At 32.4% G+C, this 26,566-nt stretch carries 25 protein-coding genes; 23 read left to right on the top strand and 2 right to left on the bottom strand.

What is annotated here, in order from left to right:
* The first annotated feature begins 19 nt into the window (after positions 1-19).
* The 21 genes from CYJ72_RS03035 (at position 20) to CYJ72_RS02935 (ending at position 21,848) form a co-directional block, all read left to right on the top strand.
* Positions 20-877: a PTS system mannose/fructose/sorbose family transporter subunit IID gene (locus CYJ72_RS03035; protein ID WP_066126152.1), complete on the top strand. Its 858-nt coding sequence runs from the start codon at positions 20-22 to the stop codon at positions 875-877.
* Positions 878-898: 21 nt separating this feature from the next.
* Positions 899-1,411 carry a PTS sugar transporter subunit IIB gene (locus tag CYJ72_RS03030; RefSeq protein WP_071409294.1) on the top strand — a complete coding sequence of 171 codons (513 nt, stop codon included), beginning with the start codon at positions 899-901 and terminating at the stop codon, positions 1,409-1,411.
* Between the two features lie 14 nt (positions 1,412-1,425).
* Positions 1,426-1,674 carry a hypothetical protein gene (locus tag CYJ72_RS03025; RefSeq protein WP_284630381.1) on the top strand — a complete coding sequence of 83 codons (249 nt, stop codon included), beginning with the start codon at positions 1,426-1,428 and terminating at the stop codon, positions 1,672-1,674.
* A gap of 27 nt (positions 1,675-1,701) precedes the next feature.
* Entirely contained in the window at positions 1,702-2,310 is a 609-nt protein-coding gene (locus CYJ72_RS03020; RefSeq protein ID WP_284630379.1) for a hypothetical protein, read from the top strand.
* Positions 2,311-2,772 carry a PTS sugar transporter subunit IIA gene (locus tag CYJ72_RS03015; protein WP_066126141.1) on the top strand — a complete coding sequence of 154 codons (462 nt, stop codon included), beginning with the start codon at positions 2,311-2,313 and terminating at the stop codon, positions 2,770-2,772.
* 15 nt (positions 2,773-2,787) lie between these two features.
* A complete protein-coding gene (locus CYJ72_RS03010) occupies positions 2,788-3,855 on the top strand; it encodes a mannonate dehydratase (protein WP_284630378.1) in 1,068 nt (355 codons plus the stop codon).
* A 76-nt stretch (positions 3,856-3,931) separates the two neighbouring features.
* The gene (locus CYJ72_RS03005) at positions 3,932-4,681 is read left to right on the top strand and encodes a hypothetical protein (protein ID WP_284630376.1); all 750 of its coding nucleotides are present in this window, start codon (positions 3,932-3,934) and stop codon (positions 4,679-4,681) included.
* Positions 4,678-5,331, top strand: coding sequence for an HAD family hydrolase (locus CYJ72_RS03000; RefSeq protein ID WP_284630374.1), 654 nt, complete (start codon positions 4,678-4,680; stop codon positions 5,329-5,331). The genes CYJ72_RS03005 and CYJ72_RS03000 overlap by 4 nt, the downstream gene beginning before the upstream one ends.
* Positions 5,332-5,410: 79 nt before the next feature.
* Positions 5,411-5,746 (top strand): hypothetical protein, encoded by a 336-nt coding sequence (locus tag CYJ72_RS02995; protein ID WP_284630372.1) that lies wholly within the window; start codon positions 5,411-5,413, stop codon positions 5,744-5,746.
* Between the two features lie 190 nt (positions 5,747-5,936).
* Positions 5,937-6,896, top strand: coding sequence for a DUF697 domain-containing protein (locus tag CYJ72_RS02990; protein ID WP_066126132.1), 960 nt, complete (start codon positions 5,937-5,939; stop codon positions 6,894-6,896).
* Between the two features lie 497 nt (positions 6,897-7,393).
* On the top strand, positions 7,394-8,866 hold the full coding sequence (gene istA, locus CYJ72_RS02985) for an IS21 family transposase (RefSeq protein ID WP_284629263.1): 1,473 nt from the start codon (positions 7,394-7,396) through the stop codon (positions 8,864-8,866).
* Entirely contained in the window at positions 8,863-9,609 is a 747-nt protein-coding gene (gene istB, locus CYJ72_RS02980) for an IS21-like element helper ATPase IstB (protein WP_071408141.1), read from the top strand. Before istA ends, istB begins: the two co-directional genes overlap by 4 nt.
* A gap of 280 nt (positions 9,610-9,889) precedes the next feature.
* A complete protein-coding gene (locus tag CYJ72_RS02975; protein ID WP_284630370.1) occupies positions 9,890-10,471 on the top strand; it encodes a hypothetical protein in 582 nt (193 codons plus the stop codon).
* A 456-nt stretch (positions 10,472-10,927) separates the two neighbouring features.
* The gene (locus CYJ72_RS02970; protein ID WP_284630368.1) at positions 10,928-11,362 is read left to right on the top strand and encodes a hypothetical protein; all 435 of its coding nucleotides are present in this window, start codon (positions 10,928-10,930) and stop codon (positions 11,360-11,362) included.
* Positions 11,363-11,999: 637 nt separating this feature from the next.
* Entirely contained in the window at positions 12,000-12,950 is a 951-nt protein-coding gene (locus CYJ72_RS02965; RefSeq protein ID WP_284630366.1) for a DUF4349 domain-containing protein, read from the top strand.
* Positions 12,951-13,020: 70 nt separating this feature from the next.
* Positions 13,021-13,437, top strand: a complete 417-nt coding sequence (locus CYJ72_RS02960; RefSeq protein WP_284630365.1) for a DUF1801 domain-containing protein — start codon at positions 13,021-13,023, stop codon at positions 13,435-13,437.
* Between the two features lie 178 nt (positions 13,438-13,615).
* Complete coding sequence (locus CYJ72_RS02955) at positions 13,616-15,244, top strand: glycoside hydrolase family 13 protein (protein ID WP_284630363.1); 1,629 nt, start codon at positions 13,616-13,618, stop codon at positions 15,242-15,244.
* Positions 15,245-15,795: 551 nt separating this feature from the next.
* Positions 15,796-17,961 carry a hypothetical protein gene (locus CYJ72_RS02950; RefSeq protein WP_284630362.1) on the top strand — a complete coding sequence of 722 codons (2,166 nt, stop codon included), beginning with the start codon at positions 15,796-15,798 and terminating at the stop codon, positions 17,959-17,961.
* The gene (locus CYJ72_RS02945) at positions 17,951-18,265 is read left to right on the top strand and encodes a hypothetical protein (protein WP_284630360.1); all 315 of its coding nucleotides are present in this window, start codon (positions 17,951-17,953) and stop codon (positions 18,263-18,265) included. The genes CYJ72_RS02950 and CYJ72_RS02945 overlap by 11 nt, the downstream gene beginning before the upstream one ends.
* 47 nt (positions 18,266-18,312) lie before the next feature.
* Positions 18,313-20,730, top strand: a complete 2,418-nt coding sequence (locus tag CYJ72_RS02940; RefSeq protein ID WP_284630358.1) for a type I restriction-modification system subunit M — start codon at positions 18,313-18,315, stop codon at positions 20,728-20,730.
* Between the two features lie 2 nt (positions 20,731-20,732).
* Positions 20,733-21,848: a restriction endonuclease subunit S domain-containing protein gene (locus CYJ72_RS02935; protein ID WP_284630356.1), complete on the top strand. Its 1,116-nt coding sequence runs from the start codon at positions 20,733-20,735 to the stop codon at positions 21,846-21,848.
* A 158-nt stretch (positions 21,849-22,006) separates the two neighbouring features.
* Here the strand turns inward: CYJ72_RS02935 and CYJ72_RS02930 are convergent, their stop codons facing one another.
* Positions 22,007-23,245: an IS256 family transposase gene (locus CYJ72_RS02930; protein ID WP_066127251.1), complete on the bottom strand. Its 1,239-nt coding sequence runs from the start codon at positions 23,243-23,245 to the stop codon at positions 22,007-22,009.
* 674 nt (positions 23,246-23,919) lie between these two features.
* Positions 23,920-24,117, bottom strand: a complete 198-nt coding sequence (locus CYJ72_RS02925; protein WP_284630354.1) for a helix-turn-helix domain-containing protein — start codon at positions 24,115-24,117, stop codon at positions 23,920-23,922.
* Between the two features lie 516 nt (positions 24,118-24,633).
* On the opposite strand from CYJ72_RS02925, the gene CYJ72_RS02920 reads away from it, so the two are divergent.
* The gene (locus CYJ72_RS02920; RefSeq protein WP_101814127.1) at positions 24,634-25,887 is read left to right on the top strand and encodes an IS110 family RNA-guided transposase; all 1,254 of its coding nucleotides are present in this window, start codon (positions 24,634-24,636) and stop codon (positions 25,885-25,887) included.
* Between the two features lie 214 nt (positions 25,888-26,101).
* Positions 26,102-26,566 (top strand): macro domain-containing protein, encoded by a 465-nt coding sequence (locus CYJ72_RS02915; protein WP_284630353.1) that lies wholly within the window; start codon positions 26,102-26,104, stop codon positions 26,564-26,566.

Genomic DNA, 26,566 nt, shown 5'->3' with positions numbered 1-26,566 from the left:
GGAATTAACTAATAAGGAAATGAAACAAACAACTCAAAATTCACATTTAGCTCCTGAGAAAATTACAACGAAAGACGTAACAAAAGCTTATTTAAGATGGCATTGGGCCAATGAAATTCCCCACTCTTTCGACCGCTATCTTGCAGCTTCGTTATTATATGCATTAATGCCTATTTTACGAAAATTATATAAAGATGAAGATCAACTAAGAGCGGCATATCAACGTCAGTTATTATTCTTCAATACTCAATTAACATGGGGTGGTGGAGTGATTACTGGATTAATGGCTTCAATGGAAGAACAAAGAGCGTTACAAGAATACAATGGTGAAGAAGTAACTGTTTCGGATGACTTACTTTATAATACAAAAGCCGGTTTAATGGGAGCTTTAGCGGGAATTGGTGATGCGATTGACTCTGGTACTATTCAATATATCTTCATCGCCATTGCAGTTCCATGGGCTCAAGCAGGATCTGGATTAGGAGCAATCATTCCGTTTGTATTGTTTGCAACTTATCAATATTTAATTGGTTTATTCTTCGCTCGTTCATCATTTAAATTAGGTCGTGACGCAGGGGATATTTTACAAAGTTCAGGATTACAACAAATTATTGATGTATTATCTATTTTAGGGATGTTTATGATGGGAATTTTAGCAGCTAACTATGTTAAAGTGTCCTCTTCACTTGCTTTTAACATTTCTGGACGCGATTTTGTCATTCAAGAATTATTAGATAAAATTTTACCTGGTATCTTACCGTTAGCGACAGTAATGTTTGTGTATTTCTACTATCAAAAGAAAGGATTAAAAGTGACCAATATTCTATTAATCCTAACGGCTATTCTAGTCGTATTAGCAGCAATTGGTATTCTATAACAATAAAAGGAGTAGTATATTATGGGACGAATTAATTTAGCTCGCGTGGATGAAAGATTAATTCACGGACAAGTAATGATTACCTTATCTCAACGAAATGGAGTTAACTCAATTTTTGTGGTGGATGATGTGGTAGCAATGGATAAGTTTATGCGTGAAATTTACATGTCAGCAGGAAGTCGTACGGGTCAAAAGACAATCGTAACGACTATGGATCGCATGAAATCTTACTGGCACGATTATAATTTAAAAGATTACAACTGTATTTTATTAACAAAATCAGTTAAATCAATGTACGAATTAGTAAAAGACGGAGTAGAAATCAAAGAATTGAATATCGGTGGTGTCGCTGAGAAAGATTCTTCTAAAGATATTCGTGTAACTAAATCTGTATACATAAATCAAGAAGATGCAGAAATGCTAAAAGAAATGCATCAACAATATGGTGTTGAAAATATTTATTTCCAACAAACACCATCTGCTGAAAAACATAGCTTAAAAGAAGTTTTAGGGAAATTTAACATCACATTATAGAAAGTCGGGATATTATGAATCAAAGTGAAGAGCGATTAAAAGACTGGTTATTTCGCTATCGTACTGTCTTTAATAAGCGACAATCAACCGTTCAAATCAATCGTTTTATTCATTCATTTGTTAAAGATGTCTATCAATTTCGTGAAGATATCGAAGTGAAAGAGTTAACGAATAATAAACAAGATTTCGGCAAAATTATCATTGTAGGAAATCCAAAAAAAGCACGACAAGTAGTGGCAACCTATTATGATACACCGAAATAACACTTTGGTTCATATGATTTTTTTGATGTGAAAGAACAAGAGAAAAAAACCTTTCAATATATCATGATGTCGGCTGGATTATTATTTTTAGGTGGATTATTGGCACTTTTTATGTATTTAAAACTTAGTCAATTTGCCATCGATTTTAGAGACTATAAAACTTGGATAGTCAGTATCACTGTAATGGCTTTTTTCTTGATAGCGAGTAAAGTATCTCGTGGCGTCAGTCGTCGTAAAAATGTGGTTCGGAACACATCTTCCATTCTTGCGATATTGGAGTTAATGTATCAACGAAGAGATCCAGGAATTGCTTATATTTTAATTCCAAATGGCACTTATGGTTTTGAACAAATAGAGTTAGTAAAGCAATTATTTGTGAAGAGAGGCGAACTCTATTATTTAGACTCTATTGGTAGTGATAACGCGTTATATTGTTTTACCCAGTCTAAAAAAGAACAAGATAAATGTCAGCAATTTTGTATAATGCCACAAGCTGGCACAAGTCATTATCATTATATAATCAGTTCGCAAAAATCAGCGGAAAGTTATTATTTAGATCGTGGTGATTTAAATTCAACTGAGGTCAATTGGAAGAATATTAATACGATTATTGCTTATTTTAAAGGAGGAAATTAAATGTTTGGCATCGTAATAGCTTCTCACGGAACATTATCACAAGGTTTAATCGACTCAGTCGATGTTATCTTTGGTAACACAGAAGGACTAGCAGCTTGTGTTTTAAAAAAAGGGCAAGCAATCGAGGAATTAGGTGACGATATTGCGAAGGCAATACAAACCGTTAATCAAGGAGACGGTGTCCTAATATTAACAGATCTATTATCTGCGAGTCCATATAATCAGTCATTAATGACCATAAATGGATTAGAAGATTCATTGAAAAGTAAATGCCATGTGTTATCAGGAGTTAATTTACCGATGTTAATTGAAGCTGTTAATCAACGATTAATTGGCACTTCGATTGAAGAAGCAATTGAGTCAATTCAAACACAAGCAACATCAGGTATCAGTCATTGGCATATTAGTCAATTAGCTGAAGAAACAACCTTTGATGAAGATGGCTTCGATGATGACTTTTAAGAAAGGAGAAATTTCATGAAATGGTCTTTTAGATGGTACGGTAAAGATGACAATATTCCGATTGAGCATATCCGTCAGATTCCACAAATGCATGGAGTAGTCGGGACATTGTTAAATAAATTACCAGGCGACGTTTGGGAAATTGAAGAAATTGAAGCGTTAAAAAAACAAGTCAATGAAGCAGGACTAGAATTACATGGAATTGAATCTGTATCGGTCCATGATGCGATAAAAGCAGGGACAGCTGAACGTGATAAGTATATTGAAAATTATATTCAAACAATCCGTAATTTAGGTCAATGTGGTGTTAAAGTTATTTGTTATAGTTTTAAACCGGTATTCGGTTGGCTAAAAACAGATTTAAATTATCAGTTTGAAGACGGTTCATATGGATTAGTCTTCGATCAAAGTGTCATTGATGGTATGGAACCTACGGAAGTCTTTAATCACGTCCAAAAACAAACCGGAGGATTTAAACTATCTGGTTGGGAAAAAGAACGCTTAGATAAATTCGAACGTTTAACAAAAATGTATGAAGGCATTACAGAAGAACAACTCTTTGAAAATTATAAGTATTTTATAGAGTCGATTATAGACGCTTGTGAAGAAGCGGATGTCTATTTAGCGGTTCATCAAGACGATCCACCTTGGGAAATTTTTGGTTGGCCAAGAATTACTAAAAATGCGGAAGACTTACGTCGCATCTTATCGATCACTGATTCAAAACATCATGGCTTAACGATTTGTACCGGTTCTTTAGGTGCAGACCCGAATAATGATATTCCAGCTATCATTCGTGAAATGGGCGATCGAATTAATTTCGTTCATTTTAGAAACGTTCGCTATTTAGGTGAAAAACATTTTGCGGAAGTTGCTCATTATTCGCCTGAAGGTGATTTAGATATGGCTGAAATAATGAAAGCTTTGGTTGAAGTAGGATATGATGGGATTATTCGCCCAGACCATGGCCGAGCAATCTGGGGTGAAGTATGTCGACCAGGTTATGGTTTATATGATCGTGCCATCGGTATTGGCTATATGCAAGGCTTATATGAAATGTGTAAGAAACAATTGGCAGAATAAAAATATAAGGAGTAAACCAGACTAACAGTTTAATGTTGAAAGATGGTTTACTCTTTTTTTTGAAGGGTGATACTTGATGAAAAACTACTATCAATGGTTATCGATTAATCCTGAATTATCGACTAAAGAAATTCAAACATTGATAATACAGAAGCTTCAAACGGTCAATCAACAACAAGCTTTAGAAGAAATCAGTGACATTATTTATATTGAAACCATTACCCAATTACGTCAAGCTCAAGAGGTTTTTAAAGATGAGCTATCAAGACAGCAATATGATGCTGAATTAGTACAATTAAATCAAAAGAGAACTGCGAAAATTTCGGATGTTCGAGTAAAAATAAAATCTAAAATGGAACAGCAACACGATAAAATCGTTAGTAAATATCGTTTGTGGCAAAAGTTACTGATTATAATAGGAATTATCATAACTTTTATAATTTCGATGGTCACGGTTGGTATAAAAGCATCCTTCATTTTTTTAGCAATAGCATCAGTCTCGTTATTATTAGTGATGGTCTTGATTCCTGTTTTTCGTAAATTACAACTTGACCAAAGACCTCAATTTTTCAAGTTTGGCGCGATGTTCGTTATATTTATAATATGGTATTATTCCTTACAATTTCTTTTAAATGCAGTACAATTATCAGTAATAGAGCTTGAGCAAATCGGGAATATTCTTATCTATTGTTTGTTAGGTTGTTTAATTACTGGATTAGTGTTAGAATGGTTCATTTTTCAAGAAGAAATTAAATTTGAAGATAGTTTACGTGAAAGGTTAGAAAAACAAAATATGAAGATGGATTCGAAGGAGGATACAGTTTGAAAATCGATCAAATAAAATTAGCAATTTTTGATATGGATGGTACCTTATGTAATACAGAAGATATTCATGCTAAAGGATGGGATGATGCCTTTAAACATTATGGATATGACTTTGGACTCGATTTCGTTAATAGCATGCGTGGTAAAAGTATTGTAGATAATAATCGAGTGATTACGGAACGTACTGGTGATCCGACTTTAACTCAAAAAATGCGAGAATATCGTGAAGCTTATATTTTGGAAATGATTGCGACTAATCAAGTTCAATTAATGCCAGGAGTTAAAGAAATTTTGGAAACATTAAAAGAACACAATATTCCAATAGCTATTGCGACGACTTCCTACACTGAAAGAGCTGAGAAAATTACGGGACAGCTAGATATTCAGAATTATTTTTCAACTAAAGTCTATGGCGATATGATAACTCATCAAAAACCTAATCCTGAAATTTATCTCAGAGTGTTAGAAGAAACCGGATCAACACCAGATGGAGTAATTGCAATTGAAGACTCTCCAACCGGTGTTACAGCCGCTCGATCAGCCGGATTAAAAACTTATTTTATTAATGACTGGCTTACATTGGATATAGATGATTCAGAAGTAACGTCTTATAAGAATATGCATCAATTATTGGATGAACTATTATCCTAATATATGATAAAATAAGATTATAACGAATTACAGATTCTAGCTAATCATATCCAAATAAAAGAGGAAATTAGGTGTAATTATGAAACAACTAGAAAAACAACAATATGACCATACCATTCACTATTGGTACGAAGCAGACCTTATGACCGAACATGAATATGGCTTAATCTTCAATATAGATACAGATACTATTCCGGCTTTAGTTGAAACGATTAAAAAGGATATTGAAGCGGATAGTGAGGATAACCAGCATTTTTGGTATTTTGGACGTACGCTTGATGATTTAATCTTGATGGTGCGCTATGCACACAATCAGTTTATCGTACAAGTTAATGTGAAAGACTTTGAATTTGCCTTATGTTTAGATGAGCACATCGGTTGGAAACAAGAGTTTTTAGCACAATTGACAGCATAATAGGCTATTAATATCGGTCGTGAGGCCGATTTTTTTATTGGTATTGTTCGGTAAGATAGACTTAGCTTTATGTATGTTTTCAGAATCAAAGTTGTATGCTTTGAGAACGATAAAAGACGCTTCCCTTCACATTCGGTCAGCTTTTTAAGATCTAATAAGAGTGTGAAAGAATCAGTAAAGGAATGATAATATGAATAAATGGTGGCAAGATTTAAGTCGCTTATTAAAATGGCTCTTGTATTTCTTAGTGGCCATCTTTACCCTTTTTATTGTCAACCAATTGATGTTGACTTATCAGTTCTTTAGCCAATTATTACATCCTATCATGGGGATGATTGTAGCGGGACTGTTATTAATCGGCCTTGTTTATCTGGGCTTTAAAATTTACAAAACTTGGGGACAACAGCCCGAAATTGTTGAATTAGCAGATGATGCTAGTGAAGCGGAATTTCATATTTATTTGCTGAAGGTTAAAGAAATTTTACAGGACAATCCTAATTTAGCGGATTTTGATTTTGATCAAACAGAGATGCCATTATCCAGTGTGATTGATAAAGCCTTTATCCAATTACACGAGCGCTCTTTACCATTAATCAAGGAAAATGCGAATGCGATCTTTCTTTCAACCGCAATTTCACAAAATGGTGCTTTAGATAGTTTGGTCGTGTTATTTTCGTTGTTACGAATGGTATGGCAATTAAGTAATTTTTATCAAACAAGACCTACGTTAAAAGGCATGGCTAAGCTGTATGTTCAAGTGGCATCGGTCGTTTTAATGGCTCGCACGATTGAAGATGCTGACTTAATTGAAGGACAAATGGAACCTTTAATTACCTCAGTGATTGGCGAAAGTATCGCTTCAGCTATTCCAGGAATGGTTCCTATTACCAATTTAGTTGTCTCCAGTTTAATGGAAGGCTCGATTAATGCCTTCTTAACGCTGAGAGTTGGTCTAATTGCCCAAACGTATCTAGGAATGGATCGCAATGAAGAGAAAAATAAAATTCGCCGTAGTGCCTCCGTGAATTCAATTAGCTATATGGGAGAAATCTTATCCAATAATAGTAAAGTTGTGGTGAAATCCGTCGGTAGTGCCGTGAAAAATGCAGGTAAAGGTTTCATTCCTAAGAAATGGTTTTTTGAAAAATAAATTAAACTATCATAACTCTTTGTCAAATGATGTGGGTTAATTATTTTGCTTTGTGTTAATAGTAATGATTTTGGAAAATTTTGGGAGTGGGCAAGAAGTAGAAAATCAAATGATTTTCGCTTCGTCTGTCTACCCCCGCACAGTTGGGAGTGAACCAGAAGTAGAAAATCAAATGATTTTCGCTTCGTCTGTTCACCCCCGCACAGTTGAGTAGGTCTCAGACAAGTCTTTAAGACGCAGATTGAGACCACTCAACCCCTGCGCTTTTAAACATCGAGCAATGACTTGATTGAATGAATCAAATTTATGCCTAACTCATTAAGACGCAGGTTGAGACCACTCAGCCACTGCGCAGTTCATTAAATAGGTAGGACTGAACAGAATGTAAATGCTAATCTAAAAGTGGTCCAATAATCGATTAATAATAATCGAAAAACGGTCCACTTGTTTTAATTTAAATCCCCATATGTGATAATTCTCATATGGAGGTGATGGGAGTGATAAATTTAATGGATAAGCATACAATCATAAGACTCAAACTTGAAGGCGATTCAAATAGAAAAGTAGCTCAGAAGCTTGGAATTAACCGTAAAACTGTAGCAAAATATTGGAATGATTACAAAAAACTACAAAAAAATCTTGATGAAGGAAAAGTAGATGCTCGCATCGTACAAGAAAAAATAGCACAAGAACCTAAATATGATAGTTCAAATAGAAAAAAAGTAAAATACACTAAAGAATTGGATGAATATTTAGATAAAATCTTAGAAGGCGAAAAAGAAAAAGACTTAAAATTAAAAAATCATAAGCAATCTTTAAGTGTCGTTCAAATTCATAAACTAATACTTGATAAAGGATTTGAGATAAGTTATCCATCAATAGTTTCGTATGTAAGAGAAAAGAGAAAGAAAATTAAAGAAACTGCTGTGAGACAACAGTACGACTTTGGTGACAGGTTAGAATATGACTTTGGAGAGGTAAAACTTTACATAGCAGGAAAATTAAAAACCTTAAGTCTAGCAGTTCTATCATCACCTGCTTCAAACTTTAGATGGGCATATCTTTACACAAATCAACAGGCTGAAGTGTTTTTCGATTCCCAAGTTAGATTTTTTGAAATGATTGGTGGTATGTACAAAGAAGTAGTTTATGACAATATGAAAAATGTTGTTACAAGATTTATTGGTAGAAATGAAAAGAAGCTAAACAAAAATCTTTTAGCTTTCGCTAATTACTATGGATTTAATATCAATGTAACAAACTGCTTCAAGGGTAATGAAAAAGGTCATGTAGAAGGAAGCGTTAGGATAGTAAGAAAGAATGCTTTTGCAATTAAATATGAATTTGATAGCTTTGAACAAGCTTGTGAACATTTAGAAAAGGAACTTTTTATAATGAATAAAACTTCGTTAATAGAAGATGAAAAGAAAAAACTTTTAAGATTAAGACCAAAATATGATTTAGCTAAAATAACTGAACAAAAAGTTGATGCTTACTCATTTGTTACAGTCAATAACAACAAATATTCTGTACCAGACTATCTAGTAGGTGAAACAGTAGTGGTTAGAAGTTATGCAAGAGAAATTAAAATTTATGTAAATGACAATCTTGTTTGCACACATAAAAAGAAAGATGGTTCTTTGGAATATTCTATCGACATTAAACATTACTTAAATACACTAGATAGAAAACCAGGAGCAATTAGAAATTCGCTTGCATTGAAAAGTACTCCATACCTTAAAACCATCTTTGATAAATATTTTATCAAAGAACCAAGAAAATTTGTAGAGATAATTAAAGATAATAAGGAAAAAAGTACTGATGAGTTAGTAGATGTATTTAATGAATACATTAAATATGGCGAAAATGGAGTTCCAAAAGATGTGATAAAGCAAGTTAATAGCATAGAATTAAAGACCAGAATGATAATATCATCCTACGATAATCTTTTAGTTGGAGGTAACAAATGAGTATTAAAGAAATTGCAAACGAATTAAAACTTTCATATCTAAGAGAATGTCATGGAATACTTCTAGAAGAAGCATCAAATCTAGGGTTATCAAATGAGGAGTTTTTACTTCTTTACTTAGAAAGAGAACTTGAAAGAAGAAAAAACAATGGTATCACCAGAAGAATAAGCCGTGCTAAATTTGTAAACAAAAAGTTTTTAGAAGATTTTGACAAAAACAAATACTCTTTAGAATTAAATAAAAAATTTGAATATCTAGAAAAACTAAAGTTCATAGAAAACAAAGAAAATGTACTATTGATAGGAACACCAGGATGTGGAAAAACACACTATGCAACAGCGTTAGGAATTAAAGCGTGTATTGAAGGAAAAAACGTATTGTTTACAACCGTTCCAAATTTAATAATTGAACTACAAGAGTCAATGAGTAAAAACCAACTAACAAATTACAAGAGAAACTTTGAAAAGTATGATTTAGTAATCTTGGATGAACTTGGATACATCTCATTTGATAAGGCAGGATGTGAAATACTCTTTAATTTACTTTCTTCAAGAAACGACAAAGGTTCAATAATATTAACAACAAATTTAACATTTGATAGATGGGAGGAAGTATTTAAGGATCCGATGCTTACAGGTGCGATAATCGATAGATTAGCGCATAGAGCACATATCATGGATATGTCACGAGAAATAAGCTACAGGATGGAAGATACAATTGAATGGTCAAAATTAAATAGCTGAAAAAACAAGAAAAAAATTTTCTCCCCCTAGGGGGAGAATGAATTAATTAACAACAATACTATTATTAAGAATAAATATTGGACCATTTTTCAAATATTATCATGGACCATTTTTCGGTTGACATTTACACAGAATTTAAAAAGTTTATGTCCACTCCCTTTTACGGTCTAAACCACACGTTTTACCGATTTTCACCCATTAGAAAACATCGCAAGAAAGTTCTTGATACCCCCCGAAAAATGATATAATTAGATTAGAATCTAAAGAGAAAGTAGGGGGAATGATGAGAAAATGTTCATTGTCAGTTGTTTTTATGTTGCTTGTTTCCTTGTTTTTGACTAATTCAGTGAATGCTGCTGAGTTGACCATTCCAGAAGGCTATTATCAATATACCGGTGAATCGATGGTGGAAGGCATTTCTATTAGCGATAATCAAGTCATGTTAATATATGACACGGCTACCCAAGTCGAAGAAGATCCATTGATTTCTTTATTATTAAAATGGGGCGATGCTGTCAATAATGGTTTAACTGGTTTAATTAATCCCAATATGAAACCATCAGAAGAGCAACGAGATAATTTGCCATTGATTGAATTAATCACCTATGACCAAGTAGTACCGTTTCCTAAATTAGCTATCGTCATTCACCAACCCTCACTTTATAATGACGAAAATATTTTAAGAATTCGAGTGGGCAATAATACTCAATTTGAATGGGAATTCACTATTGAAGAGAATGGCGATTTAACTGATAAAGACGGCCATACCTTTACCTATGTGGAAGAAGTTGAAGCCGCATCGACAGCAGATACTCATGTAGCAGACGACACAGAGACTTCACAAGTAACCAGTGAAGAATAGGTAATTGTTGATACCATAATTTTGGGGTATGAGCAGAAGTAGAAAAATGTTTGTTTTTGCTTTGTCTGTCTAAATCTGCACCGTTAGCATTTGGCCAGAAGTAGAAAATTAAATGAATCTCACTTTGTTTGTCTAATTTGTGCAAAGTTGAAACCAATTAACCACTACGCGATAAAATATACTATTAGAACACAACAGAATTTTTAAGGTTTATACAATACTCCTAAGCCTCATCGCCAAAAACTTTGAATCAAATGGAATTACCATCACAATATTAATGGGATAGTGTAGCTAATCTTTATCGAAGGTTAGTTAAGCTATCTTTTTTTATTAAATCGATTGTTTGTCAATCAAAATGTTAGTTGATCCTCACGCTATATTCATTCTCTATCGGTTAACGATTTTATTTTCTTTAAAAAATTGTTAAAATAGAGTCAGTATGAAAGGGGAATCAGTATGGGATTATTTGATTGGTTTAAGAAGAAAACATGTAGCGAAAAATCAGCTGAGGAGTCATTAAGTACTCATACACCAGATGTTAATCCAGTCCACAAAATCGTGACGCCTGGGTTACATTTATCAACGCATAAAACAACGACTACCGATCCATCGATAGAAGACATTCAATCGGCCTTAACTATGGCAGTGAATGCTTATGATGAATATGTGTTATTAGAATGGATTGATGATGCCAAGCAGAAGACTTATTTATATGGTGTCGGCTTTGGCACGACTTATCATATTGAGTACCGTCCTAAAAATGGGCAAAAGGGCTATGCTTATGTAAGAGAAGGTGTGCCACTTGAAGAAGCTCAACAACTCTATCTTGCTTTTACAATGTCTCATCAAGTCACCATTGATTTTCAATGGCAATGGCTGGAAGTGGAGTAAAGTTAGTCAGGAGCATGGGCGTTAAGATTAGAGACTGGTTGTTTGTGGGATTTTATCACGAGGTTAAAAATTGCTTGTGTGGGATAACGGAGTCGCTTAGTTTGAAGCTAATTTGTGTGGAATAATGTTATCGTTAAGATTGGAGTCCGTTTATATAGGGAAATGCTGACGTTTCAGCAAAAGCAATCTTATGTAGGGAAATGCTGACGTTTCAGCAGAAGTCAGTCTATTTAGGGGAAATGTTGTAGCTAAGATTGGAGCTCATTTATGTAGGGAAAGGCGGTCACTTCGGTAAAAGCCAGCCTGTGTAGGTGAAAGCTCTCGTTTAGTTCTAAGTTAAATCCACAAACTACAAGAAATTTTGCATAAACCAGGTCGCATTGATTAAGATGATGTCCAAAAACCATCAAAAGATACTTTGCAACGGGTAAGAATCATCAAGCACATCACCAGGTACACTCTCTTATTTAGATTTTTAAAATTTTATTAAAGCGCTCCTTATCAAAGCGTTGTAAAGGCTTTTCTAATTGAGTTTTGTTACACTTAAAATATAATATAGTTATATTGAAGGAAATTGTTAGAACAATCAAGACAAGAAAGGAGCATTATCCTAGATAGCTAGGATAAGTACAAGCCAATGAAAAAGAAAAGATTATTTGGATTAGCCGCCTTAATGGTTGTGTTAGCAGGATGTGATGGGACCTTACCTTATACTTCTACTAATACTTCTTATAATAATACAGCCAAGCAATATTCAGAATCATCAAGTGATTATTATTCTGAGAGTCAACAAGTGAGTTATGATGCTTATGGAACCTTAGAAACCAAAAACTATGACAAAGATGCTGAAAGTGCGATGAAATTAATTACCGATAATGGCGGTATTATTCAATCACAAGATTCAAACCATGCGACTAACTATTATACCGACTTTGTAGGGACGGAGTTATCTGTGGTGGCAGAGATTCCAAAAGATAATTTTGAAACAGTTGTGCAAGCTTTGAAAGAGAATTATCATGTTCAATCCTTTAATATTTCAAGTCGCGATGTGACGGATGATATTGAAAATACTGGCGAAACCCTTGAAGTGAAAAAAGCTCGTTTAGATGAGATTAATAAGAAATTAGAGGACGATAATTTACGCTTTAGCGAACGTGAAGAGTTAGAAGCCGATAAAATTGTTTTAGAAGATGAAATCCGTGCTTTAGAAGAACAACAAACTCAACAAACTGAATCAGTAGATTTCAGTACGCTTACTTTATCCTTACGTGAAGTAGATTACTTTACTTCTGAAGGTTTACCTTTCTGGTTACCATTTGCGAGAGTCTTTAAAAACTTCTTCTTTATCTTAGCATGGGGATTAGTGATTGGTTTAGTAGCTGCTTTGTCAGTGACACCCTTTATATTTGTCGCTTCAGTGGCATACCTATTAATCCGCAAACATCAATATAAGATGTTCCATAAATTAAAACATAAAATGGGTATCAATCAAGATTTTAATTCAAAAGAAGGATCCGTTAAAGTAGACCGCAACAACAATATTTTATTAGACGGTGAACAATCACCTGTTGAGGAGCCGAAAGAATAATTAGACTGTGTTGACGATTAATCATTACTCATCAAAGAACCGAAACTTTAAGTAGAAAGTAGGCATTAAAATGGCAAAATTTGCCCCAACTGGACAGACAGTAGCAGAAGTAATTGAAAGCTTACCCTTTGAAAATAAAAAAGCTGATGCGTATGAATTATTAGCATTATATGAGCGTGTTTCAGGTGAAGATGCTGTCGTTTGGTATCCTAATATTATTGGTTTTGGTCAATACCATTATGTGTATGATACAGGTCACGAAGGGGATGCCACCTTGTTGGCTTTCTCACCGCGAAAAGCGAAAATCAGTTTGTATCTCGACCAAGATTTTCCTGAACGTGAGGGATTATTGGATAAGCTAGGTAAGATTAAAAAGGCTAAAGGTTGTGCCTACGTTAATAAATTAGCCGACATTAATATGAGCTTCTTAGAAGAGTTATTGGAAAAATCATTAGCATATACCAAAGCAAAATACGATGTTAAATAAGTGAGTTTTGAGCCACACACCGAGGGAAAGGTGTGTGGTATTTTTAGTATTTGAAACACTCACTCGTCAACTCGCTACTTATTTTTCTCCACAATGCACAAGGGTTTTCATGCGAAAAATAGTAGTAAATTTGTTACAATAGAAATTGTGAAATAAGCGTTTACTAAGGAGGAATAAAATGGAACAAACTAAAAAATGGTGGCAAGAGGTTGTCATTTATCAAGTCTATCCAAGAAGTTTTTATGATACCGATGGTGATGGCATTGGTGATATTAACGGTATCACTGAAAAATTAGATTATTTAAAAGAATTAGGGATTGGTGCGATTTGGTTATCACCAGTTTATCAGTCTCCTAATGATGATAATGGTTATGATATTTCAGATTATGAAGCGATTATGGAAGAATTCGGTACCATGGAAGACATGGACCGTTTGATTGCAGATGCGAATCAACGTGATATTAAGATTGTGATGGACTTGGTGGTGAACCATACTTCAGATGAACATCGCTGGTTTATCGAAGCGAAAAAAGGCAAAGACAATCCATACCATGATTATTATGTTTGGGCAGATCCAAATGAAGATGGTAGTGCACCAAATGATTTACGTTCAAACTTTTCTGGCTCTGCTTGGCAATTCGATGAGGCCAGTGGTCAATATTACTTACATTTATTCAGTAAGAAACAACCAGATTTAAACTGGGAAAATGAAAAAATGCGTCAAGAAGTTTATGACATGATGAATTTCTGGATTGATAAAGGAATCGGTGGTTTCCGTATGGACGTGATTGATTTAATCGGGAAGTTACCAATGGAAGGCTTAACGGTTGATGGACCAAACTTACATCCATATTTACAAGAAATGAACCAAGCAACGTTTGGCAAACATGATTTATTAACGGTAGGAGAGACATGGAGTGCGACTCCTGAAACTGCCAAATTATATTCAGGTGCTGACCGTAATGAATTATCAATGGTCTTTCAATTTGAACATATTTTATTAGATCAACAAGAGGGTAAAGAGAAATGGGATTTAGCACCCTTACAAATTAAAGATTTAAAACGTGTCTTTGAAAAATGGCAAGTTGAATTAAAAGATGAAGGTTGGAATTCATTATTCTGGGAAAACCATGACTTACCGCGCGTGATTTCACGTTGGGGAAATGACAGTGAATACCGTGAGCGTAGCGCTAAATTATTTGCGATTCTCTTACATATGTTAAAAGGGACACCGTATATTTACCAAGGTGAAGAAATTGGAATGATTAATACGCCTATTAGCGATATTAGTGAAGCCGATGATATTGAATCGGTGAATTTATATCATGAGCGTCTCGCAGCAGGTTATGATAAGGAAGACATTTTAACGTCGATTAATACCAAAGGACGTGACAATGCTCGCCGTCCAGTTGCTTGGACTTCAGCAGACAATGGTGGCTTTACAACTGGCACACCTTGGTTAGCTTTAAATCCTAACTATACTGAGATTAATGTAGAAGATACCTTAAAAGATAAAAATTCAATCTTCTATACGTACCAAAAATTAATCCAATTACGTAAAGATAATCCAATTGTGGTTTGGGGCGACTTTGAATTATTGGATACAGCGAATGATGTTTTCAGTTATTACCGAGAATATGAAGGCAAAAAATGGTTAGTCGTGGCGAATATGAGTAATGAAGAAAACTCATTTAGTACGAATGATACTATTAAAGAAGTGATTATCCAAAATATGGATCAAGAATATACAAGTCTAGAAAACTTAACCTTAGCTCCATGGGAAGCTTTTGTAGTGGAGATTGCATAATAATTGAATAGATACTAAATAACAGCCACCAGTTGGTCTCGAAAGAGAATGAACTGGGGCTGTTTTTAGTATGAAAAAGGGATGGTGATGGAAGGGGAAGTTAAATGTTAATATATTGCTTTCGAATAGTGGAAGATGAAATGATGGAATGATATATCAAATTTAAACATATTCTATCAATCTATAGTCATGATTGTTCTGGTTTTGTCGATAATATTTTATGAAAAACAAAGTAGTAGAGGGTAGACTGTTCTAAACTTTTTGATTAGTGCATTGAATGTTATAAAAGTTACAATAAGATTACCCAAATAACTTGTCATCAAAATAAGAAATATTCTGTCTCAACGATATTAAAATCTTCTTTTTAATATTTAGTTTTTAATTCCAGTGTATAAGGAATAGGTTGGAAAGGTAAATGAAATTCATTATTAGTTAGAATGCATTGTGGACAAATAAATGGTATACTTAAACTCAGATATTGTATTGGAAAATTATTAATAATTTATATTTCAATTTTTATCCGATAAAATTATTGTATATGGTGGGATTTAATGAAAAAAATTGATTTACATTTACATACTCAAAGTTTAAAAACTGGAGATGGGTCAAAAAGAGTTATAAAACCAAAGAATTTTGTTGAAAAAATGAGGGAAAACAATGTTAAAATTTGCTCAATTACTAATCATAATAAATTTGATCTAAATGAATTTAATGAAATAAATTCACTAAATGAGGATTTATTAATCTTTCCAGGAATTGAACTAGATATTAAATATTCTGATGGAGTAGTTAAACATATTATTGTAATTTCTAATCCAAAGAAAAAAGATTTGTTTTCATCAGTTTTTAATGATTCTAAAAGAAACTATGAAACCTATACTCTTGGTTATACTGAGTTTTTAGATAAAGTAAAAAAATTTGATAGTAAAAATATTATCATTATCCCTCATACCTTTTATAAAGAAAAAGATAGAGGTCTAGATTTAAATCAAATAAAACAATTAAAAGTGGATTTGATGGGATATATTATTTTCCTAGAACCAAAAGATTTAAGAACAATGGGGATTATTAATTCACATAATGATTTATCCTTATTTGGCAGTGATGTTAAGAACTGGAATAATTATCCAGAAAAAGAATTACCTGAAATAAAGTTTGATGTTGATAGTTTCGAAAAATTTATAACTTTAGCTAGTGATTCTACTAATTTTGTAAAGATATTTTTGAATGATGCTTCATTATTTGAAATAAATAAAAGTGGACCAGAATCTCAATACAGTGATTTAAAAAATAGTATAAAAATTTATAATGATATCAATATCATTTTTGGTGAAAAAGGTTCTGGAAAAACAGTTTTGATTAAAGATTATATAATTCCGAAAATTTCAAGTGAGGGTAAGAATTATTATTTTTATGAAGCAAAAGAATATCAAAATATTTATGAAAATTTAATAAAAAACATCACAAAGAATGTGATTATTGATAAAGATCTCTTTAAAGATTCTCTAAACCTATTTAAAAATATTATTAATTATAGTGAAGAAACCCCACAGGATTTCATTAAGAAATATAAAAATCATTTTGAAAATATACAAACAAATAGGAAAGCAAAAAAAATTATAAAAACTGAAGCCTCTTATTTATCAAATGAATATTTAGAAAATAGTGATGAACTATTAATTGAATTAAAAGACAACTTAAAGTTAGTTAAAAAAGTTGAATTATTAAATAATGAAACAGATGAATTTTCAAGAGACAAACAAAACTTGAAAACACAATTAAATTTATTAAAACAAGACATATATACAAATCAATCTAATCTAATAAAAAACAATTTTTACCATAATGGATTAAAATTGTTTTTGGAAACATTGAATAGTAGCATTCAGAAACAAACAGGTATTGCTTCAAAACCAATAAATTTAGGTTTTTCGGATTTAATAGCTAAAAGATTAGCTAGAATTCAATGGAATAGTAAATTGCTTGAAAACTTAGAAAATAGATTTAATGATGAACAAATATTTGATTTTGGTAATTTACCCAATAAAGGTAATATAAAAATAAAGGCTTCTATAATGGTAATGGATCAAAATACTAAATTTAATCAAAATCTTCCTTTTAAAAAAAATGATATTGAAAGTCGAAGAATAATAATAAGAAAAATAAAGGAATTTAATTTAGAGAATTTCAGTTCAGTAGATTCATATTTTTCGCCAACAGAAAAACAAATTGAGCCTTCAAACTTCATGAAAGAAGTTGTTAAAAAACATATTGAAATTGTCCTTATGAATGAAAAAGAAAGATTAGTAGCTTATAATCCTAGTGAAGGTGAAAAAGCTATATTATCAATTAGTGGAATTCTTGAAAATGGACAATATGAAATTTTTGTTTTTGATGAGATTGAGCGAGGTTTAGGCAATAAATATATTTCAACGTATTTAATACCAAAAATAAAATCATTAAGAGATTCCGGAAAAACATTAATTTTATCAACTCATAACGCTAACTTGGCAATTAATACATTACCAAGTCAAACAATTTTTTGTAATTATTCTAATGATGATAATAAAGAATATAATTATTATGAAGGAAATATGTATTCAAATGAATTAAGAGCAAGCGATCAAGATATTCTTAAATGGGAAGATGTTGCCCTAATAAACTTAGAAGGAAAAAAAGAAATGTTTGAGACAAGGATTGATATATATGGAATATGATGTAATTAACTGTGAAATATTAACTATTAATGAAGAGGTTTTTTTAAAATCTGACGAAAAATTATTATTTAGTGTAAATCTTTCAAGTTCTGACACAAATGATATTAAACAATTTTTCGATAATATATTTGATTATGTGGTAAGTAACGAAAAATTGATAGAATTTAATTTAATTAATATGAGAGAAACTGATTTATACACAAATGTTGCCCAAAGTCTTATTAATCAAATTAACTCAGAAATTAAAATTTCAGCTAGAAATTTCGAAGCATTAATTCGTATTCGTAATGAAATGGATGAATAATATTCAATTTTAGTTTATAAATGTATTGTGTTCAAGGAGATTGTAAAATGTTAAACAGAAAAGTAATAAAAAAATATATTGAAGACCAACCAATAAAAGTAGTAGAAAAAATCGATTTAGAAAAGAATAATATAAAATATCAACATATTACGCAACATCGTGAAATCACAAAAATAAGTGGCGATGAAGAATTAGTTCGAGCTTTTTTACTAACTAGATTGGTAAATGACTTAGGATATAAACCAGATAAAATTGAAATAGAAAAGGAATATAAAGCGGGACGTCCTTATACTATCACATCTAGAATTGATATAATTGTAAGAGACAAAAAAGATAATGCATTTCTATTTATTGAAGTTAAATCACCGTCAGATTATATTAAAGAAAAAGAGCAAGTTATCGAAGATCAATTGTTTAATTTATCAGCACAAGAAAACGAAAAGTCAGGAGTCAAATATCTAGTATTATATACCTTAAATGATGAAATTGAAAATGAAATAGAAGATGAATGTATGTTAATAGATAAAACTATTACAAAGAATTTTAATGAATGGGAAATAAATAGACAGTATCTAAATGAGTTACCTTCAAGATACGGAAGGGCACAAAAACAACCTTTTGTTAAGAATAGTAAGAATGATTTAAGAACTAATTTTACACCGGAATACCTCTCAGCCTTGCAAAAGGATTTACACAATGTTTTGTGGGGTGGTGGTGGAACTGATGATAATGAAATATTCTCATCCTTAGTTAATTTAATTTTGGCAAAAATTCAGGACGAAGATGAAAAAAATGATGGAGAACGTTACGATTTTCAATCATTTGTTTATAATAATTCATCTGAAGAAGAATTTGAGTCAGCAGAAGATTTATTTAATAGAATAAATAAATTGTATAGATCAGCTTTAAAAGAAAAATTAAATGTTACAGATGATAACGAAATTAATAAATCATACGTTATTGATACAAAAAAGTTTTCATTATCAAAATTGAAATTTACTGTACAACAATTAGAAAATTTATCTTTTGTTGATGGAAAGAATAGCTTAAATGGAAAAGATATTTTGGGTGATTTCTTTGAAGGAATAATTAGAGACGGCTTTAAACAGACAAAAGGACAATTTTTTACTCCATTAAAAATTGTAAAATTTATGCTTTGGGGTACTCAAATAGATAAATTAGCAATCCAAAGAATTAAAGAGGATAAAGTAATTCCATATATGATTGATCCCTCAGCGGGAAGTGGCACATTTCTAATAGAATATATGAAATTTATTACTTACACTATGAAATATATGAATTCAGGAGATGGAAAATACAATAAAGATTTAGGAACATCCAGAGCTGTAAAAGATAGAATATTAAGTGATTGGTTTTACCCAGATTATAGAGAAAATAAATGGGCAAAAGATTATATATATGGATCAGAAATTAACTTTAATTTAGGAACTGCTACTAAGGTTAATATGATATTACATGGAGATGGTTCCACGAATATATTTGTTAAGGATGGTTTGTTACCTTATAAGGAATATGTTAAAGAACAAGAACCAAATGTTATGACGACGAACTTAAAAAGCGATATTTACAAACATGAGCATAAAGATTTAAGAGTAAATGAGAGTTTTGATGTAATATTAACAAATCCACCTTTTAGTGTTGATTTAGATAATGATACAAAAAAATCATTGAATAAGTCTTTTCTATTTGGAGATAAGAAAAACTCTGAAAATTTATTCATAGAAAGATATTATCAATTATTAAGAGAGAATGGTCGAATGGCAATTGTATTACCTGAAAGTATCTTTGATACCACAGAAAATAAATATATTAGGCTATTTTTATTTAAATATTTTAATATTCGCGCTATCGTTTCTTTACCACAATCCACCTTTGCACCATATACTAATACAAAAACTAGTATTTTATTTGCACAAAAAAAAGTTTCTGAGGAACTTAAAATATGGAATCAAACTTGGGACAGAATTAGTTTGGAATATTCAAAATTAAGAACAAGAATATTGAATATTATTAAGGTCTATGATGGCAAAGCTCAAAAGAAAAACTTAGCATCGATTAAAGATTTATCTCAAAGTGAGGAAGCTAATTTAATAAAAGATTTTCTTATAGAATACTCTGAAGATTTTGATGGTAATTTATCTTTGTCAGAATTGATAAAAAAATATTATGATGATTTAAAAGAACTATGTATTTATGATAAAGATACAATAGATGAGTTTGGTTACGTTAATACTTGGTGGGTTTTCAATCGACTATCAAAAGAGTTAGATTACGATATTTTCATGGCGGAAGTGGAAGAAGTAGGTTATAAAAGAACAAAAAATAATACTTTATACCGTCCAAATGATCTATTTAGAGAAAGTAATGGAGAAATTTTAATTGATGATGTAGAGGAAAATCAAATGAAAGTATTAGATTATTTAAGAAAGATTGAATGGAGTTAATAATGAAAGTATTTAATAGATTAATTTCGAATATTTCCAAAGAAAAGACTTTTAGATTTGATAGTTCATATCAATATAGTCGAAATGAAGCAGAATTTGTTAAATTTTCAGATCTTTTCGAGCTTATTGAGCCTACTAAAATTGAATTGAGTGAGTTACCAGATGTTATTCAATATTCTGAGATAGGTAATGTTTCTGAATTTGGTTTTACAAACTCAAAAATGGTTGATTTATCTGATTTCGATGCTAATAATAATCTAATAAAAAAAATTAAAAAAAATGATATTCAGCGCCCACTAGAAAATACAATATTGATTCCAAAAGTCAGACCATATCTCAAAAAATTTGTTTATGTTGATAAAACCAATTTATCTTATTTTACTAAGGCCTTTATACAAATAAAACCTAAGTTTTTTCCAATTCTTAGTTATTATTTTCTACTTATGAATGGGACTGAAAATATTAATTCTGTTTCTCGAATAGGAAAAGGTTATCCAACGTTGAATTCTAATGATTTATCAAATATAATGTTTGAAAAGAATAAGATTGAAAACTTATTAAAAAAAGATAAATATATTGAAGAAAAGGTATTAAATTTACATAATAAAATCCGCATATTGGAAGTAAGATTAAATGAAGAAAATAGTTCAACGGCCTATATTGATGATGTATTTGAAAAATATTTTGATTGGAAGAAAACTGAATTAGAATCTTTAATGAAAGAAAAGGTTAAATATAATAATTTTTCAAAATTTGGGAATAATGTAGATTTAAGATTTAGTTCAAAATTCCATAGAACATCTGGTGTATATGCACTAAAATTATTAAACTTAAATTCAAATAAAATTAAAGATTCTGTTATATCACCTATTATGACAGGAAAAGGAATATCACCAAAAGATTATGCGGAAGATTCAGATTGTTACTATATAACAATGGGGGATATGAGTGAGTGGAAAATTGATTATTCCAACTTAAAATTTGTAACAGAAACATTTGAAAAAAATAATTCTTCTAAAAAGCCTAAAGGATCTAAGTTTGAAATTCCTACTAAAGTTGAAATCGGGGATATATTACTTATGAGATCTGGTGAAGGTAGTGTCAAATATTTTGTGTAACCTGCATATTAAGATTGTAATATAATTAATAACTATTTATTGAATTTCACCTTGCCTTTTAGATGAATTATCATAACGACCAGTGAACTTGTACTTCCTCTCAATAAGATAATTCATCTAAAAGGCAAGGCCAGCAACCGAAGGGCGCTAGTTAAGCCTCACATGATACTTGAGGATTTTTCTGTTTCTCTTCTTAAGTTGAATTCATTAACCGGCCTTTTGAGATCTATCAGCAGTTGAAGTTCAAATGCAACCTTCCCAAAGCCTTTATGAATACGATTTGCGAACTTGGCATTATATTCTATGACATAACAATAGACTGTCTTTTCTAGGGACGCCTCATGTGGAAATTGTTCTTTAATTTTCGTTCGCTTCTTCAATTGCTTATTAAAGGCCTCGGATAGATTGTTTGTATAAAGTGATGGCCATATCTCTTTGGGAAAATGCATGAACGAGAAAAGGTTCTTTTTTCGTCTTAATTGTTCTACCAATTTTGGATAAGTCCCTTTCCAAGTCTGAATAAATTCATTAAGTAAGCGCGTGGCTTCTACGATACTACCAGCTTTAGGGACTTTTTTTAGCCCTTCTAATACTTCTTGACGATCTTTCACCCGTACTTTCATGGCGAAATGTCTCAGCAGATGAGTCCAACAGGTTTGATGAAGGGCCATTGGAAACTCATTGGTTAACGCTTCCGCTAAGCCTGTTAATTCGTCTGACACAAAGAGAAACACATTTTCGAGCCCTCTTTGTTTTAGGTCTTGTAGCATTTCACGATAGTGCAAGGAGGACTCTGTCGGATAGACTTGAAAATCGAGTATTTCTTTATAGCCTTGAGCATCAATTCCAATAATGGTATGGACAGCTTCTTTAGACACACTCCCACGTCTTACCGGGATAAAGGTGGCATCGCAATATAGACAAACATAGTCTTGCTTAATAGGGCGTTGTCGGTAAGCAGCTAATTCTTCTTCAAATGTTTTAGAAAGATGAGAGATAGTCGTTGGCGAATAGTGGTGACCATACATTTTTTCAATGAGGTCTGAGATATCGCGTGTTGTCACACCTTTTTGATACATTAAAATGATCATCTCTTCTAAGTGATTAGGGGCTTGTTGAAGACATTGAATCGTTTTAATATCAAACAGACCTAATCGATCTCTTGGTATTTTGAGCTGTAGCTTACCGTATTCTGTCGTTAATGTTCTGGAATAATAACCATTTCTTGAATTGCCGGTATTGTAGCCTTTCACTTCCCATTTCTCATAATTAAGAAAAACCGTTCTTTCGCTTTCAAGGAGTAGGTTAATAGCTTCTTCTAAAGCTTGACGAAATATTTCATGAACCGATTCACCTTGTGCTAGTGCTGTGATTAATTTTGTGTTAAAATCTTTCATGAGGGACCTCCTGTTTGTGATTGTTTTGTTGTTATTACAATCTTACAAAAAAGAGGTCTCTTTTTCCAGGGAGACTCCGAGGTTACACAAGATATTTTACGCTATGCTGGTGAAGGTGGCATAGGTAAAGTTGCATTAGTCGATAAAGAAATTAATGCAATCTTTAGTGATTTTTTAATTAGACTAAAATTTGATAAAAAGAAATATCTCCCAGAATTTTGTTATTATTATATGAGAAGTTTCTATTTTCAATATTTAATTGAAATTCATAAAAAGGGTTTAGGAAATAATACAAATATATTTCCAAATATTATAAATGAATTTCCCATTCCTGATATTGATTTAGGTTTACAACAAAATATTGTTAAAGAAATTGTACAATCAAAGGAAAACATCAATAAAATTAGAACAGAAATTTTAAATTTAAGATCAGAAATTAAGTTATTGATTAATTAAACGAGAGGTTTTATTGAAAATTATAGTTTATCTATATAATAAAATTTTATGTTATAGAACATAAAGATTAAAACTTATTTTTAGAATGATATACGAAATAACACATTACCAATATAATAGTTGAAATAAATATCTTTTATTGATGACTGAGGAACATTTAAATTTATATGTTCCTCAGTTTTAACCTAAAGCACTAAAAAATCAATCTTATTTATTTTTCAATTAAAAAATATTATTAAGCTATCAATACTTACTCCCAAAATTTGCGCTAATTTTTTTAATTTGTCACATCTTGGATTACATTCACCTCTTTCCCATCTTCCATAAGCAGATTTTGTGACACCTAATTTTTTTGCAATATCCTCTTGCTTTAGACCACGTTTTAATCTAATAGTTTTTAAAGTTTTTACATTCATTTTTTTCACCTCTCGTAATATATATTTAGAAGGTCATTTCACACCCTTCTGATCGTCTCTGTTTCTCTTGATTTACCGAACATTATGTCATGGATAAGGGCTTTACCCGTTGTCAGACTGGACGATTTCGAAGAAATCGAACAGGATGACAATGGCAAGCAAGCGAAGCGCGCTAGCTAAGCCTCATTTCAATTCATAAAATGTTTAATTGTCCCTTCATATTGCTTGGTTACTGTGAGATGTTGTAGGATAATAAGTCTTGGAAAGGGACTTACGGGAATATGCTATTCACCTCTGTGGCTTTGTCTACTTCTTAAGTCTGTAACCCGGACCATTGATGTCACAACCAACACACTAGCTGTTTCCACCCTGGTTCACACCCGCTAGTAGGCGAGTGGCAGCTTGAATCAGCGTGATAAGTATTCTATTAAGCGAGGCTGTTATAGGCAATGGTATCCTGGGATATCCCACAGTAACCAAGCAATTTCCAAATATAATCGAAAGGAGGTCCCTCACATGAACTTATATGTCGGTTTAGATGTTAGTCTAGCTAAGCTAGACGTCTGTTGTTTAACGGATGATGAACAATTTTCTGTTTTGTTAGAACGTTCTTTTAGAAATGATCACGACGGTGCCACTGAACTGAAAGAATGGATTCTTCAAGCCTATCAGGACTATCACTTTGATCGAATCGTCATCGGCATGGAATCCACATCAGCTTATAGCTTTCATCCCGGTTACTTCTTCAAAGAAGACCCAGAGCTGAGTGAGCTAAATGTAGTGGTCACAATTGAAGAACCAAGCAAAATCAAGAAATATCGTGAAGTTTTCTCCGAAAATAAAAACGATGCTTTAGATGCTTTCTATATTGCTGATTACTTGCGTATCCAAAGGTTTAATCTCTCTTTCTTAAAGGAAGACCAATACATCGCCTTACAGCACCTTACACGGTCTCGCTATCAATTAATCAAGCAACTTACTACAGTCAAGCAACACTTCCTAGAAAATCTTTACTATAAGTGTAATACGCTTTCGATGAATCTTAAAGAAGATGGGCATTCCACGACTGCCCTCAGTGCTACCGTCATTTCACTCATGACAGAAGACTATTCTCTAGATGACCTGGCTAATATGCCTTTAGAAGAATTTGGCCAATTGATTCAAAAGCTAGGACGGGGACGCTTCAAAGCACCCGAAGACTTAGCTAAAACAATCCAAAAAGCCATTCGATCGAGTTATCGTCTCTCTAAGGTCCATGCCCAATCCATTGATATCGTGCTGGCTGTCTTAGTCCGTGAGATTCGCTCGCTTGAAAAAGCAATCAAAGATCTCGACAAAGGGATTGAAGATATTGTTCAAATCCTACCAGAATATCAGTGCTTAACTTCTATTCCTGGTATTGGTCCGGTCTATGCCGCTGGAATCATCGCCGAAATCGGACAGATTGAACGCTTTGATTCTCAAGCAAAAATTGCCAAGTACGCCGGCTTATCCTGGAAGGAAAATCAGTCGGGAAAACGATCGTCACAAAACACACCGATGATTCATCGGGGCAATCGGTTCTTGCGTTATTACCTAGTTGAAGCTGCCAACTCTGTTAAACGCTATTTACCTGAATATGCCCAGTTCTATCATAAGAAATTCCAGGAAGTACCTAAACATCAGCACAAACGTGCCCTCGTCTTAACCGCAAGAAAATTAGTGCGTCTGGTGGATGTGCTACTACGCAATCACCAACTCTATACGCCACCGGAGGTGTTGCATAGATAAAAGACGAACAAAATAAAAGAAACAGTTAATAAAGTTCGTGAAAAAACGCGATTTCACGAGTGTTTATTTAGTGCGCCCTTAAACACCTAAATAATCAAAAGCCGAGTCTAAAATAATTTATTTTTCTCTTGACTTATTACCACTAGACTAATATTAAATACGTAGTTTAGGATGAAATACTTTTTTTAAAATAATATCTATCAGGAGGTCTCTCATGTCATTCTCAATCATTCATCAAGACATTACTCAATTATCAGTTGATGCCATTGTTAATGCAGCTAATACCGAACTCTTAGCGGGTGGTGGGGTTTGTGGTGCGATCTTTAAAGGGGCAGGGTATGATGCGATGACAGAAGTTTGTCGTCCTTTATCACCAATTAAAACAGGTGAGGCTGTGATGACGCCGGGTTTTAATTTACCAGCTAAGCACGTGATTCATGCGGTTGGGCCTATTTATAGCCAGTACACGCCAGAAGAAGCCAAGCGTTTATTAGCTCAAACCTATACAGCTTCATTACAAGTGGCAGTTGATCATCAACTAAATTCAATTGCTTTTCCGTTAATTTCAAGTGGGATTTATGGTTATCCCAAAGAAACAGCATATCAGGTCGCAGTCGAGGCCATTGACGCTTTTTTAACTGAGCATTATTTGGATGTCTATTTAGTCTTGTTTCCATAA

It is taken from the genome of Globicatella sanguinis (assembly GCF_002847845.2).
Lineage (GTDB): Bacteria > Bacillota > Bacilli > Lactobacillales > Aerococcaceae > Globicatella > Globicatella sanguinis.
This window is presented reverse-complemented; position numbering and strand designations above follow the sequence as displayed.

Bases quoted from the DNA above. Each gene is read 5' to 3' on its own strand.
- CYJ72_RS02945 (WP_284630360.1), top strand. From the start codon at position 17,951: ATGGAATATGATGTAATTAACTGTGAAATATTAACTATTAATGAAGAG.
- CYJ72_RS02955 (WP_284630363.1), top strand. From the start codon at position 13,616: ATGGAACAAACTAAAAAATGGTGGCAAGAGGTTGTCATTTATCAAGTC.
- CYJ72_RS03005 (WP_284630376.1), top strand. From the start codon at position 3,932: ATGAAAAACTACTATCAATGGTTATCGATTAATCCTGAATTATCGACT.
- CYJ72_RS02915 (WP_284630353.1), top strand. From the start codon at position 26,102: ATGTCATTCTCAATCATTCATCAAGACATTACTCAATTATCAGTTGAT.
- CYJ72_RS02975 (WP_284630370.1), top strand. From the start codon at position 9,890: ATGATGAGAAAATGTTCATTGTCAGTTGTTTTTATGTTGCTTGTTTCC.
- CYJ72_RS02925 (WP_284630354.1), bottom strand. From the start codon at position 24,117: ATGAATGTAAAAACTTTAAAAACTATTAGATTAAAACGTGGTCTAAAG.
- CYJ72_RS02920 (WP_101814127.1), top strand. From the start codon at position 24,634: ATGAACTTATATGTCGGTTTAGATGTTAGTCTAGCTAAGCTAGACGTC.
- CYJ72_RS03030 (WP_071409294.1), top strand. From the start codon at position 899: ATGGGACGAATTAATTTAGCTCGCGTGGATGAAAGATTAATTCACGGA.
- CYJ72_RS02950 (WP_284630362.1), top strand. From the start codon at position 15,796: ATGAAAAAAATTGATTTACATTTACATACTCAAAGTTTAAAAACTGGA.
- CYJ72_RS02935 (WP_284630356.1), top strand. From the start codon at position 20,733: ATGAAAGTATTTAATAGATTAATTTCGAATATTTCCAAAGAAAAGACT.
- CYJ72_RS02960 (WP_284630365.1), top strand. From the start codon at position 13,021: ATGGCAAAATTTGCCCCAACTGGACAGACAGTAGCAGAAGTAATTGAA.
- CYJ72_RS02965 (WP_284630366.1), top strand. From the start codon at position 12,000: ATGAAAAAGAAAAGATTATTTGGATTAGCCGCCTTAATGGTTGTGTTA.
- CYJ72_RS03035 (WP_066126152.1), top strand. From the start codon at position 20: ATGAAACAAACAACTCAAAATTCACATTTAGCTCCTGAGAAAATTACA.
- CYJ72_RS02930 (WP_066127251.1), bottom strand. From the start codon at position 23,245: ATGAAAGATTTTAACACAAAATTAATCACAGCACTAGCACAAGGTGAA.
- CYJ72_RS02940 (WP_284630358.1), top strand. From the start codon at position 18,313: ATGTTAAACAGAAAAGTAATAAAAAAATATATTGAAGACCAACCAATA.
- CYJ72_RS03025 (WP_284630381.1), top strand. From the start codon at position 1,426: ATGAATCAAAGTGAAGAGCGATTAAAAGACTGGTTATTTCGCTATCGT.
- CYJ72_RS02970 (WP_284630368.1), top strand. From the start codon at position 10,928: ATGGGATTATTTGATTGGTTTAAGAAGAAAACATGTAGCGAAAAATCA.
- CYJ72_RS02995 (WP_284630372.1), top strand. From the start codon at position 5,411: ATGAAACAACTAGAAAAACAACAATATGACCATACCATTCACTATTGG.
- CYJ72_RS02990 (WP_066126132.1), top strand. From the start codon at position 5,937: ATGAATAAATGGTGGCAAGATTTAAGTCGCTTATTAAAATGGCTCTTG.
- CYJ72_RS03010 (WP_284630378.1), top strand. From the start codon at position 2,788: ATGAAATGGTCTTTTAGATGGTACGGTAAAGATGACAATATTCCGATT.
- istB (WP_071408141.1), top strand. From the start codon at position 8,863: ATGAGTATTAAAGAAATTGCAAACGAATTAAAACTTTCATATCTAAGA.
- CYJ72_RS03015 (WP_066126141.1), top strand. From the start codon at position 2,311: ATGTTTGGCATCGTAATAGCTTCTCACGGAACATTATCACAAGGTTTA.